The organism is Streptomyces sp. NPDC002499 (assembly GCF_053595415.1).
In genome coordinates this window covers 54,287-66,565 of sequence record NZ_JBSFXO010000017.1, presented here as the reverse complement: position 1 = coordinate 66,565, position 12,279 = coordinate 54,287, and the positions used below count along the sequence as shown (strand labels likewise).

8 protein-coding genes are annotated in these 12,279 nt (G+C 71.8%); 5 read left to right on the top strand and 3 right to left on the bottom strand.

The window, feature by feature from the left end; translation table 11 throughout:
- The first annotated feature begins 39 nt into the window (after positions 1-39).
- The 3 genes from ACWD5F_RS40605 to meaB are packed head-to-tail and all read left to right on the top strand — an operon-like array spanning position 40 to position 5,019.
- Positions 40-1,848, top strand: coding sequence for a methylmalonyl-CoA mutase family protein (locus tag ACWD5F_RS40605; protein WP_451261228.1), 1,809 nt, complete (start codon positions 40-42; stop codon positions 1,846-1,848).
- Positions 1,848-4,022 carry a methylmalonyl-CoA mutase gene (gene scpA / locus ACWD5F_RS40600; RefSeq protein WP_451261227.1) on the top strand — a complete coding sequence of 725 codons (2,175 nt, stop codon included), beginning with the start codon at positions 1,848-1,850 and terminating at the stop codon, positions 4,020-4,022. The genes ACWD5F_RS40605 and scpA overlap by 1 nt, the downstream gene beginning before the upstream one ends.
- Before the next feature lie 7 nt (positions 4,023-4,029).
- Positions 4,030-5,019, top strand: coding sequence for a methylmalonyl Co-A mutase-associated GTPase MeaB (meaB, locus tag ACWD5F_RS40595; RefSeq protein ID WP_401726477.1), 990 nt, complete (start codon positions 4,030-4,032; stop codon positions 5,017-5,019).
- Positions 5,020-5,058: 39 nt separating this feature from the next.
- Here the strand turns inward: meaB and ACWD5F_RS40590 are convergent, their stop codons facing one another.
- Genes ACWD5F_RS40590 through ACWD5F_RS40580 form a run of 3 tightly spaced genes read right to left on the bottom strand, consistent with a single transcriptional unit; the run spans position 5,059 to position 7,822 of the window.
- The gene (locus ACWD5F_RS40590; protein ID WP_451261226.1) at positions 5,059-5,643 is read right to left on the bottom strand and encodes a hypothetical protein; all 585 of its coding nucleotides are present in this window, start codon (positions 5,641-5,643) and stop codon (positions 5,059-5,061) included.
- Positions 5,640-7,133, bottom strand: coding sequence for a sensor histidine kinase (locus tag ACWD5F_RS40585; protein ID WP_451261225.1), 1,494 nt, complete (start codon positions 7,131-7,133; stop codon positions 5,640-5,642). Before ACWD5F_RS40585 ends, ACWD5F_RS40590 begins: the two co-directional genes overlap by 4 nt.
- The gene (locus ACWD5F_RS40580) at positions 7,130-7,822 is read right to left on the bottom strand and encodes a response regulator (RefSeq protein ID WP_451261224.1); all 693 of its coding nucleotides are present in this window, start codon (positions 7,820-7,822) and stop codon (positions 7,130-7,132) included. Before ACWD5F_RS40580 ends, ACWD5F_RS40585 begins: the two co-directional genes overlap by 4 nt.
- 200 nt (positions 7,823-8,022) lie before the next feature.
- Between ACWD5F_RS40580 and ACWD5F_RS40575 the strand changes: the two genes are divergently transcribed.
- Positions 8,023-8,802 carry a DUF3152 domain-containing protein gene (locus ACWD5F_RS40575; protein WP_451261223.1) on the top strand — a complete coding sequence of 260 codons (780 nt, stop codon included), beginning with the start codon at positions 8,023-8,025 and terminating at the stop codon, positions 8,800-8,802.
- Between the two features lie 53 nt (positions 8,803-8,855).
- Positions 8,856-12,239 (top strand): S8 family peptidase, encoded by a 3,384-nt coding sequence (locus ACWD5F_RS40570; protein WP_451261222.1) that lies wholly within the window; start codon positions 8,856-8,858, stop codon positions 12,237-12,239.
- The last annotated feature ends 40 nt before the right edge of the window (positions 12,240-12,279 follow it).

Here is a 12,279-nt window from a genome sequence, read left to right as displayed (position 1 = left end):
CCTTAGTGCGGCTCAAGCGATCTGCCCTAGCATCCGAGCATGACGGTCCTGCCTGACGACGGGCTTTCCCTGGCCGCCGAGTTCCCTGACGCTACGCACGAGCAGTGGCAACGCCTGGTGGAGGGCGTTCTGCGCAAGTCGGGCAAGGAGGTCTCGGGTACGGCAGCGGAAGACGCCCTGTCCACCACTCTGGAGGACGGGCTGCGCACCCGCCCCCTGTACACCCCGCGTGACACCGCCCCGGAGCCCGGCCTGCCCGGTTTCGCGCCCTTCGTGCGCGGCGGCCGGCCCGAGGGCACCGCCCTCGGCGGCTGGGACGTACGGCAGCGGCACGCCTCACCGACCGGCGACGCGGTGCTCGCGGACCTGGAGAACGGCGTCACCTCGCTCTGGCTGACGGTAGGTGAGAACGGCATTCCGGTGTCCTCGCTCGGTCAGGTGCTCGACGGGGTCTACCTGGACCTGGCGCCGGTCGTCCTCGACGCGGGACGGGACACGGAGGCCGCCGCACGGGAGCTGCTGCGGCTGTACGAGGAGCGGGGCGTCGCCAAGGAGGCCGCGCGCGGCAACCTCGGCGCCGACCCGCTGGGCCACGAGGCCCGCACCGGCGAGGCGCTCGACCTCGCCGACGCGGCCGGGCTCGCGCGGCGGTGTGCCGAGGAGTACCCGGGACTGCGGGCGCTGACCGTGGACGCGCTGCCGTACCACGAGGCCGGCGGCTCGGCCGCGCAGGAGCTGGGTGCCTCGCTGGCGACCGGCGTCGCCTATCTGCGCGAGCTGACCCGGTCCGGCAACGGTGTCGAACAGGCCTGTGGGCAGCTGGAGTTCCGGTACGCGGCCACCGCCGACCAGTTCCTGACGATCGCCAAGCTGCGCGCGGCGCGCCGGTTGTGGGCACGGGTCGCCGAGGTGTGCGGGGCGCCCGGCGCGGGCGGTCAGGTGCAGCACGCGGTGACCTCGCCGGTGATGATGACCCGGCGCGACCCGTGGGTGAACATGCTGCGCACGACGATCGCCACGCTCGCCGCCGGGGTCGGTGGCGCCGATTCCGTCACCGTGCTCCCCTTCGACCACGCGGTGGGCCTGCCGGACGCGTTCGCGCGCCGCATCGCCCGCAACACCTCCACGATCCTGGTCGAGGAGTCGCACCTGTCCCGGGTGATCGACCCGGCGGGCGGCTCCTGGTACGTGGAGCGGCTGACGGATGAACTCGCCCACGCGGGCTGGGAGTTCTTCCGGCACATCGAGGAACTCGGCGGCCAGGCGGCCGCGTTGCGCTCCGGACGGCTCGCCGAGGACCTGGCGGAGACCTGGGCGGTGCGCAGCGCCAAGCTCGCCAAGCGGCGTGAACCCATCACCGGCGTCAGCGAGTTCCCCAACCTCGGCGAGAAGCCCGTACAGCGCGCCCCCGCACCCGAGCCGCCGTCCGGCGGACTGCCCCGGGTGCGCCGGGACGAGGCGTACGAGGAACTGCGCGCCCGCTCCGACGCGCACCTCGCCGCCACCGGCTCCCGGCCGCGGATCTTCCTGGCCACGATCGGCCCCGCCGCGGCCCACACCGCGCGCTCGACCTTCGCCTCGAACCTCTTCCAGGCCGGCGGCATCGAGCCGGTCACCTCAGGCAGCTTCGAGGAGAGCGGCGCCACCGAGGCCTGTCTGTGCTCCAGCGACGCGCTCTACGAGGAGCAGGCCGCGCAGACCGCCGCGACGCTGCGGGCCGCGGGCGCCGGGCACGTGTTCCTGGCGGGCCGTCCGGGGCAGTACACCGACGTGGACGCCTACGTCTTCGCGGGCTGCGACGCCGTGGCCGTGCTCTCCGCCACCCTCGACCGCATGGGAGTGTCGTGATGGGAATCCCCGACTTCACCGGGATCGACCTGGGGACCCCGCGCGCCGACGGGGGGACGGACGAGTGGGATGCGTCCGTGAAGCGCGCCGCCGACGGCTCCGACCTGCTCTGGGAGACCCCGGAGGGCATCGCGGTCAAGCCGCTCTACACCGGCCGCGACCTGGAGGGCCTGGACTTCCTGGACACGTACCCGGGCATCGCGCCGTATCTGCGCGGCCCGTACCCGACGATGTACGTCAACCAGCCCTGGACGATCCGCCAGTACGCGGGCTTCTCCACGGCCGAGGAGTCCAACGCGTTCTACCGGCGCAATCTGGCGGCCGGTCAGAAGGGCCTCTCGGTCGCCTTCGACCTGCCCACGCACCGGGGTTACGACAGCGACCACCCGCGCGTGACCGGTGACGTCGGCATGGCGGGTGTGGCGATCGACTCGATCTACGACATGCGCCAGCTCTTCGACGGGATTCCCCTCGACAAGATGACCGTGTCGATGACGATGAACGGCGCGGTGCTGCCCGTCCTCGCGCTCTACATCGTCGCCGCCGAGGAACAGGGCGTGCCGCCCGAGAAGTTGGCCGGGACCATCCAGAACGACATCCTCAAGGAGTTCATGGTCCGCAACACCTACATCTATCCGCCGAAGCCGTCGATGCGGATCATCTCCGACATCTTCGCCTTCACCTCCCAGCGGATGCCCCGCTACAACTCGATCTCCATCTCCGGCTACCACATCCAAGAGGCGGGCGCGACGGCCGACCTGGAGCTGGCGTACACCCTCGCCGACGGCGTGGAGTACATCCGGGCCGGGCGGGACGCGGGGATGGACGTGGACGCGTTCGCGCCCCGGCTCTCCTTCTTCTGGGCGATCGGCATGAACTTCTTCATGGAGGTCGCCAAGCTGCGCGCGGCGCGCCTGCTGTGGGCCAAGCTGGTGAAACAGTTCGACCCGCAGAACGCCAAGTCCCTGTCCCTGCGCACCCATTCGCAGACCTCGGGCTGGTCGCTGACCGCGCAGGACGTCTTCAACAACGTCACGCGTACGTGCGTGGAGGCGATGGCGGCGACACAGGGCCACACGCAGTCGCTGCACACCAACGCCCTCGACGAGGCCCTCGCGTTGCCCACCGACTTCTCCGCGCGCATCGCCCGCAACACCCAACTGCTGCTCCAGCAGGAGTCGGGGACGACCCGGGTGATCGACCCGTGGGGCGGCAGCGCGTACGTGGAGCGGCTGACGTACGACCTCGCCCGGCGGGCCTGGCAGCACATCGAGGAGGTCGAGGCGGCGGGCGGCATGGCCAAGGCCATCGACGCGGGCATCCCCAAGCTGCGCATCGAGGAGGCCGCGGCCCGCACCCAGGCCCGCATCGACTCCGGCCGCCAGCCGGTCATCGGCGTGAACAAGTACCGGGTGGAGACCGACGAGGACATCGACGTCCTCAAGGTCGACAACTCCTCCGTCCGCACCCAGCAGATCGAGAAGCTGCGGCGGCTGCGCGCGGAGCGGGACGAGCGGGCCTGCCAGGACGCGCTCGACGCGCTGACCCGTGCGGCCGGCGGCGAGGGCAACCTGCTGGAGCTGGCCGTGAACGCGGCCCGCGCCAAGGCGACCGTGGGCGAGATCTCCGACGCGTTGGAGAAGGTGTACGGGCGGCACGCGAGCCAGATCCGTACGATCTCCGGCGTGTACCGCAACGAAGCAGGCGAGTCCCCCTCCGTGGACCGCACCCGGACCCTGGTGACCGCCTTCGAGGAGGCCGAGGGGCGCCGGCCGCGCATCCTGGTCGCCAAGATGGGCCAGGACGGCCACGACCGGGGCCAGAAGGTGATCGCCACCGCCTTCGCCGACCTCGGCTTCGACGTCGACGTCGGCCCGCTGTTCCAGACCCCGGGCGAGGTGGCCCGCCAGGCCGTCGAGGCGGACGTGCACATCGTCGGGGTGTCCTCGCTGGCCGCCGGACACCTCACCCTCGTACCGGCGTTGAAGGAAGCCCTGGCCGAGGAGGGCCGCGCGGACATCATGATCGTGGTCGGCGGTGTGATCCCGCCGCAGGACGTGCCCACGCTCCTGGAGATGGGTGCGGCGGCCGTCTTCCCGCCCGGCACGGTGATCCCGGACGCGGCCTACGACCTGGTGAAACGGCTGGCGACCGACCTCGGCCACGATCTGTAGCGCCCGTATGGCTGCGATCGATCTCGAGACGTATGTGAAGGGTGTCCTCGACGGGAAGCGGGCGCTGGTCGCCCGTGCGATCACGCTCGTCGAGTCCACCCACCCCCGCCACCGGGCCCTGGCCCAGGCGCTGTTGACCGAACTGCTCCCGCACAGCGGCCGGGCCCGGCGGATCGGGATCAGCGGGGTGCCCGGGGTGGGCAAGTCGACGTTCATCGACACCTTCGGCACCATGCTCACCGCGCAGGGCCACCGGGTGGCGGTGCTCGCCGTCGACCCCTCCTCCACCCGGACCGGCGGCTCGATCCTGGGCGACAAGACCCGGATGGAACGCCTCGCCGTGGACCCGGCCGCCTTCGTCCGGCCCTCCCCCACCGCCGGGACGCTCGGCGGGGTCGCCAAGGCCACCCGCGAGTCGATCGTGGTGATGGAGGCGGCGGGCTACGACGTGGTGCTGGTGGAGACGGTCGGTGTGGGCCAGTCGGAGACGGCCGTCGCCAACATGGTCGACTCCTTCCTGCTGCTCACCCTGGCCCGTACCGGCGACCAGTTGCAGGGCATCAAGAAGGGTGTGCTGGAGCTGGCAGACGTCATCGCCGTGAACAAGGCCGACGGTCCGCACGAGCGTGACGCCAAGGCGGCGGCGCGTGAACTGGCGGGCGCACTGCGGCTGATGCACGGCAAGGACGTGTACTGGGCGCCGCCCGTGCTCAGTTGCAGCGCCCGCGAGCGGACCGGCCTGGACACCGTCTGGGAGCGCCTCGAACAGCACCGGGCGCTCCTCGAATCGAGCGGTCGGCTGGCCGCCAAGCGCCGGGACCAGCAGGTCGACTGGACCTGGACGATGGTCCGCGACACGCTCCTGGGCCGCCTGCACGCCGACCCGAAGGTGCGGGAGCTCGCTCCCGAACTCGAACAGCAGGTGCGCGAGGGGAAGTTGACGGCGACGCTGGCCGCCGAGCGGATCCTGAAGGCGTTCGGGGACACGACGGACTGAGGTGTCGCGGAGCCGGGTTCACGGAACACGGCGCCGGGCTCACGGATCGGGACGCCCGGCTCCCCGATCGGGGCAGCCCTTGTCGGAGTTCCTGGTGTGCTGTCCGTAGACGCTGGTCACGTCGACCGTCACCGGGCCGACGGTCTGGGTCGCGACCCGGTGCGCGGCGGCGGCCGTGCAGATCAGCTGTCGTATCGCGATGTCGGTCAACCTGCCCATGGCGCCGGGGAGTTCGATGGAGAGCGTGTCGTCCCGCACCGTCACGGTCGGCACGTTCTCCGCGGGCTCGGCGGGTTCCCCGGTGACCGCGTCCGCCTTGGGCGTCGGGACGGGCGCGAGGGTCGGCATCCCGGGCACCTCGCTGGCCAGGCCCTCGGACTGCTCCCGGTCGGTCGGGCCGAGCAGCAAAAGGTCCAGGGCCGCCCCGGCGTCCCCGGGCTCGGCGGTCGCCCGGGAGACCGCGACGAGTGCGCCGCCGTCCCGGACGAAGTAGACCGACGTGAGCGAGGCGATGCCGCTCGCCGGACCGCCGGCCTCCACCACCCCGGTCGCGGGGATCCCGCAGGCGGACAGCGCGAGCAGGGACGGTGCCACCAGCAGCGGGAGCCGGTGTGTGGCCTTCATGACGGGTTCTCCTCGGACGACTCGTCCCGCCGCAACGGCAGTTCGACCGTGAAGACGGCACCACCGGCCGGATGGTTGGCCGCGCGGACGGTTCCGCCGTGCATGCGTACGTTCTCGGCGGTGATCGACAGGCCGAGGCCGCTGCCCTCGGAGCGGGTCCTCGCGGTGTCCGACTTGTAGAACCGCTCGAAGACGTGCGGCAGGACGTCCTCGGGGATGCCGGGGCCGCCGTCCCGTATCTCGATGACCGCGAGGCGCCCGGCGGCGAGGTCATCGCTCGCCGCCAGGCTCACGCGCACCGGGCGGTTGCCGTGCCGCAGGGCGTTGCCGACCAGATTGGCGACGACCACGTCCAGGCGGCGCGGGTCGACCCGCCCGCGCACCGCGTCGGGCGGCGGCAGCCGCGTCTCCACCGTGTCCGACCAGCCCCGGGAGGCGAGGGTGCGCCGGATCGACTCGGCGAGGTCGATCTCGTCCAGGTGCAGCTCCGCCGCGCCCGCGTCGAACCGGGAGATCTCCATCAAGTCGTCGACCAGGCGGGCGAGTTTGACGGTCTCCCCGCTGATCAGCCGGACCGCGGTGGCCGTGTCCGGGTCCAGCCGGGCCGCGTCCTCGTCCAGGACGTCGGTGACCGCCGACATCGCGGCGAGCGGGGTGCGCAGTTCGTGCGAGACGTCGGCGGCGAAGCGCCGGGCCCGTGCCTCCATGCCGCGCAGCTCCGCCACCGACGTCTCGAGGGCGGCGGCCGTCTCGTTGAACGTGTGGGAGAGATCGGCGAGTTCATCGGATCCGTTGACCGCGAGCCGGGTGTCCAGGCGGCCCTCGGCGATGCTGCGGGTGGCGTCCCGCAGCGCCCGTACCGGCAGCAGTACGCCCCGCGCGGCGAACAGGGCGAGCACGACGGCGAGCAGCAGCGCCGGCACCATGGCCCGCTCGACGGAGCTCACCAGGGCGTCCACGTAGGCCTGTTCCTCGGTCTGCGGCACGACCAGGAAGACCCGGACCCCGGACGCCGTCTGCGCTCGGTCGGGGACGCCGAAGGTGACCGACATGCCGACGACGAGCGAGGTGTGTCCGCTCGCACGCACCCGTTGGAACACGGTGGCCCGGCTGGTGGCGACGGCCTCGCGCACGTCGGCCGTCAGCTCGGGGAAGGTGTCGCCGGCGGCGGAGGCGGCGCGCAGGGTTCCGTAGGTGGCCAGGACGCGCCAGTTGCCGGGTGCCTCGGTGGCGGCCACGTCGGCGGCGAAGCGCTGGAGCGCCGACTGGTCCGGGGGGAAGCCGAGTTCGGGGGCACGCTGGTTGATCTGGGTGCGCAGTTGTCTGATCGTGGCGTCCTGGCTCTGCTGGAGCACTCCGGTGCGGGCCTCCCGGAAGGTCAGGGCGCCGGTCGTGGCGGCGGCGACGGTGGCGACGAGTCCGAAGGCCACCACCAGGCGCGGGCGCAGGCCTCGCAGTCGGCGCGTGCGGCGCGTCCCACGCGTCCTCACGGCGCCGCGAATCGGTAGCCGAAGCCGCGCACGGTGTGGATGTACCGCGGTGCCTTGGGCGGCTCGGACATCTTGGTGCGCAGGCGTTTGACGCAGGCGTCCACCAGGCGCGCGTCCCCGTGGTAGTCGTGCTCCCAGACCGCCTCCAACAGCTGCTGTCGGCTGAAGACCTGCCCCGGCGAGGCGGAGAGCGTGAGCAGCAGCCGCGTCTCCGAGGGGGCGAGGGCGATCGGCGTACCGCCCAGGGTGACGGTCAACCCGGCGCGGTCCACGGCGAGTTCACCGTAGGTGTCGATCTTCGGCAGTCCCGTCCCGGCCTGTGCCCCGCCCGCGCGGCGCAGGACGGCGCGTATGCGGGCGTCGAGCACCCGGGCCAGCACCGGCTTCACCACGTAGTCGTCGGCGCCGGCCTCCAGACCGACAACGATGTCCACCTCGTCACCCCGCGCGGTGGCGATGATGATCGGCAAGGTCTGGTCGACGGCGCGTATGCCCCGGCACACCTCAAGACCGGTCATGCCGGGGAGCATCAGATCGAGGACCACGATGTCCGGCCGGAAGCTCCTTAACCGGTCCATGCCCTCTTCCCCGGTCGCGGTGGCGGCGACGTCGTGGCCCTGTCGGCGCAGGGCCAGGTCGACGCCCTCGCGCACGGCGCGGTCGTCCTCGATCAGCAGTACTCGTGACATGCGCACAGTATCCACAGGGAGCTGACCGAGGCGGGCGTTATCGTCTCGTTATCTTCCGGGCCAGATCCGATCACATTGCGGTCGCACCGTAAACGATCGTGAAAGCGCACAACGAGAAGTCCCCCAGCCGTCGTCGGACAGGTTCCGCCCACGCCGCCAGGCGGAACGGGCGGAGACAACTGACGGGGGGACTGGCCGCGTTGGCCGCTCTCGGTGTCGTCGGCTGCGCGGTGGTGGCCTGGCTGCCGGCCGACTCGAAGCGGTCGCCGACGGCGGCCGGTCCGAACGCGGGTGCCGAGCGCGACCCGTCGGTGCGGCCCACCTCCGAGCCGCCGAAGCCGAAGACGCCGACGGAGCCGACGGCGAGCGCCACCGGGAAGGCCGAGGGGACGCCGAGTTCCTCCGGCCCCGCCATCCCCCGCAACGGTCCGGGCACGTTCGTCACCGCGTCCGGCGGCAGCGGGCGTGTCGGGAAGGGCAAGGCCCTGCGCTACAAGGTCGAGGTGGAGAACGGCATCGACCTGTCCGCCGAGGACATCGCCGAGCAGGTGGAGCGCATCCTGGCCGACCCGCGCGGCTGGACCGCCGACGGACACTCGGGCTTCCAGCGGGTCTCCACCGGCGCCACCGACTTCGTGGTCAAGGTCGCCACTCCCGGGACCGTGGACAAGGTCTGCGGCCAGTACGGCCTGGAGACCGGCGGCGAGGTCAACTGCAGCGTGGCCCACAACGTCATGGTCAACCTCAAGCGCTGGGAAGAGGCAACTCCCGTCTACGCCAAGGACGTCACGTCCTACCGGGCGCTCATCGTCAACCACGAGGTGGGCCACTTCCTCGGCCACGGCCATGTCACCTGCCCCGCGAAGGGCGGACCGGCCCCCGCGATGATGCAGCAGATCAAGGGCATGCACGGCTGCTCCCCCAACGTCTGGCCCTACACCGCCGACGGCCGGTACATCACAGGCCCGGCCGTCCCCTGACCACCACCCCGTTCGACTGTTCCCAACTTCCAGGAGCACAAGTGGAGTTACGCGTGAAGCACAGACATGCCGTCCTCGCGGCCGGGGTCGCCGCCTCGGCCCTCGTCCTGGCCGGCCTGCCCGCCGGTACGGCGTCCGGAGCCGGGCCGATCGACACAGGCGCGGCCCGAACGGCCGCCGCGGTCAAGACCGTCACGCTGGTCACCGGCGACCGGGTCCTGCTGGACGCCGCCGGAAAGGTCGCCGGCGTCGAGCGGGCGAAGGGCCGGGAGCGGGGCACGTTCTCGATCCGCACGGTCGGCGAGCACACCCAAGTGGTGCCCTCCGACGCGGAGTTGCTGATCGCGCAGGGCAAGCTGGATGTCCGGCTGTTCGACGTGACCCAGCTGGTGGCGGACGGGTACGACGACGCGGGCCGCACCGACGTACCGCTGATCGTCACCTTCAAGGGCAAGAAGGCGCCCTCGATGAGCCCGTTCACCGGGGCCGGTGCCCGGCTGGGCCGCGCGCTGCCCGTCGTCAACGGCAAGGCGATACGCCCCGTCAAGAAGCGGGCCGACGACTTCTGGAACGCCGTGACCGACTCCGCGGGCGACAGCGGCACGACGGAGTTCACCGACTCGACGGCGGTGGAGAAGGTCTGGCTGGACGGCAGGCGCAAGGCGAGCCTCGACAAGAGCGTCCCGCAGATCGGCGCGCCGACCGCCTGGGCCGCCGGGTACGACGGCACCGGCACGAAGATCGCCGTCCTGGACACCGGCATCGACACCGGCCACCCCGACCTCGCGGACAAGGTGGTCGCGGCGCAGGACTTCTCCGACTCCGGGAGCACCGGCGACAAGTTCGGCCACGGCACGCACGTCGCGTCGATCACCGCCGGGACGGGCGCCAAGTCCGGCGGCAGGTACAAGGGCGTCGCGCCGGGCGCGCAGATCGTCAACGGCAAGGTCCTCGACGACAACGGCTCAGGCTACGACTCCGGGATCATCGCCGGCATGGAGTGGGCGGTGGCGCAGGGCGCCGATGTCGCCAACCTCAGCCTCGGCGGTACGGACTCGCCCGGCACCGACCCGATGGAGGAGGCGGTCGACCGGCTCTCCGCCGAGTCCGACACGCTGTTCGTCATCGCGGCCGGGAACGAGGGCGAGTTCGGCGAGCAGACGGTCGGCTCGCCCGGCAGCGCCGACGCGGCGCTGACCGTCGGCGCGGTCGACAAGTCCGACCAGCTGGCCTCGTTCTCCAGCCGCGGCCCGCGCGTCGGGGACAGCGGGGTCAAGCCCGATCTGACCGCGCCCGGTGTCGCGATCACGGCCGCCGCGGCGGCCGGCAGCTTCCTGGAGGGCGAGTTCCCCTCCGACACCCCGGGTTATCTCACGCTCGACGGTACGTCGATGGCGACCCCGCATGTCGCGGGCGCCGCCGCTCTCCTCGCCCAGCAGCATCCGGACTGGACCGGCGAGCGCATCAAGCAGGTCCTCACCGCCTCCGCGAAGCCGGGCGCGTACAGCTCCTTCCAGCAGGGCACCGGACGCACCGACCTGGTGCGGGCGCTGGACCAGAGCGTCGTCACCGAGCAGCAGTCGATCGGCTTCGGCGAGCAGCAGTGGCCGCACGCCGACGACAAGCCGGTCACCAAGCAGCTCACGTACCGGAACCTCGGCACCGAGCCGGTCACCCTGGACCTCTCCGTGGACGCCTACACCGCGGACGGCAAGGCCGCCGCGGCGGGCATGTTCACCGTCTCGCCCCGGACGGTCACCGTCCCGGCGGGCGGCGAGGCGAGCGCCGAGGTCACGGCGGACACCAGCGCGGGCACCGCCGACGGCAGCTTCGGCGGCTCGGTCTCGGCCACGTCGTCCGACGACAAGATCCAGGTGCGGACCGCGGTCGGCGTGCAGCGCGAGGTGGAGTCGTACGACCTGACGCTCAAGCACATCGACGAGAACGGCTCACCGACCGGTGACGCCGTCACCTCCGTCTCGGACTTCGACGGCGACTTCTACGCCGACTACGCCGACGAACAGGACGGCGAGCTGACGGTCCGGCTGCCCAAGGGCGACTACATCGTCAGCGGTGTGATCCACCCCAGTGTCTCGACCGACAAGCACGCGGTTCTGGTCCAGCCGAAGCTGCGGCTCGACGGGGACACCAGCGTCACCGTCGACGCCCGGCAGGCGAAGCCGGTGGACATCACCGTGCCGGACCCGGCGGCCGTGGGCACCGACGCGACGGTCGCGGTCGGCTTCCAGCGGGGCGAGGGGCTGAGGGACGGCTTCCTGCAGTATCTGCTGCCGAACTTCGAGGGCCTGCGGTTCGGGCGGCTCGGCACGGGCGAGTCCGTCGACGGGCTGTACTCCCTGTACTCCGGCACGTGGTCCCGCCAGGACGCGGCGGGGCGGCCGGTCAACTACCGCCTGGCCTGGCAGCGGGACGGCGAGATCGACGGCTTCACCGCCGCGGTCGAGCGGAAGCGGCTGGCCAAGGTCGAGTTCGAGGCGGGCGAGCCGGTCGAGGGCCGGCGCGTCCAGGTCGAGGTCACTCCGCACGGGCCCGACGGCCGGCTGGTGCCCAGTTACACCGACATGCGCGGCGATCTGCCGATGCGCAGCACCGAGTACATCCTCGACAACGGCGTGAAGTGGTCGGCCCGTATGTGGTCGGTCTCGGGCGAGGGCCGGGACTCGGTCTTCGAGAACTTCCTGATGCGGATGCCGAGGATCTGGAAGGCGGGCCACACCTACCAGGAGCAGTTCAACGTCGGTGTCTTCGGCCCGGTGCTGAACGGTCCCGCGGAGCTCGGACCGGGCCTCGGATTCCCGGGTCTCGCCCGGCAGGGGAACGTCATCAGGGCCTATGTGCCGCTGTTCGGCGACGGCGCCGGACACTGGGGCGAGGCCGACGCCACCTCGGTGAAGGCCACGCTCACGGCGGACGGCAAGGAGATCGCCGACGACTACGACTACCCGCCGAGCCTGGGCCTCACCGAGTACACCGTCCCCGCCGGGGACGCCGCGTACAAGCTGAGCGTGGACAGCTCCCGTGACCCGGCCGTGTACGCGGTCAGCACGCGCGTCCAGGCGGAGTGGTCCTTCCGCTCGGCCACGACCCCTGACGACGACTTCGCCGCGCTGCCGCTGTCGACGGTCACCTTCTCCCCGCAGCTGACCCTGGCCAGCACGGCCGAGGCGGGTACGACCTTCAAGGTGCCCTTCAGCATCAAGGGCGCGGCGGCCGGGCAGAAGCCCGCGAAGCTCGCCTTCCAGGTCTCCTACGACGACGGCGCGACCTGGCAGTCCGCCAAGGCCGTCGGCGGTACGCATCTGACGCTCAAGCACCCGGCCCAGCCGGGCTCCGTGTCACTGCGCGCCGAACTGACCGACCGGGCCGGCAACAAGCTGGTCCAGACGATCCAGCGCGCCTACCTCATCACTCAGTAGGTCTCCGCGGCTGGGCGGAGGGGGCGTCGGCGAGACCGGC

What these genes read in the sequence shown, in the direction of transcription:
- ACWD5F_RS40605 (WP_451261228.1), top strand. Translation starts at nt 40, where the DNA reads ATGACGGTCCTGCCTGACGACGGGCTTTCCCTGGCCGCCGAGTTCCCT.
- scpA (WP_451261227.1), top strand. Translation starts at nt 1,848, where the DNA reads ATGGGAATCCCCGACTTCACCGGGATCGACCTGGGGACCCCGCGCGCC.
- meaB (WP_401726477.1), top strand. Translation starts at nt 4,030, where the DNA reads ATGGCTGCGATCGATCTCGAGACGTATGTGAAGGGTGTCCTCGACGGG.
- ACWD5F_RS40590 (WP_451261226.1), bottom strand. Translation starts at nt 5,643, where the DNA reads ATGAAGGCCACACACCGGCTCCCGCTGCTGGTGGCACCGTCCCTGCTC.
- ACWD5F_RS40580 (WP_451261224.1), bottom strand. Translation starts at nt 7,822, where the DNA reads ATGTCACGAGTACTGCTGATCGAGGACGACCGCGCCGTGCGCGAGGGC.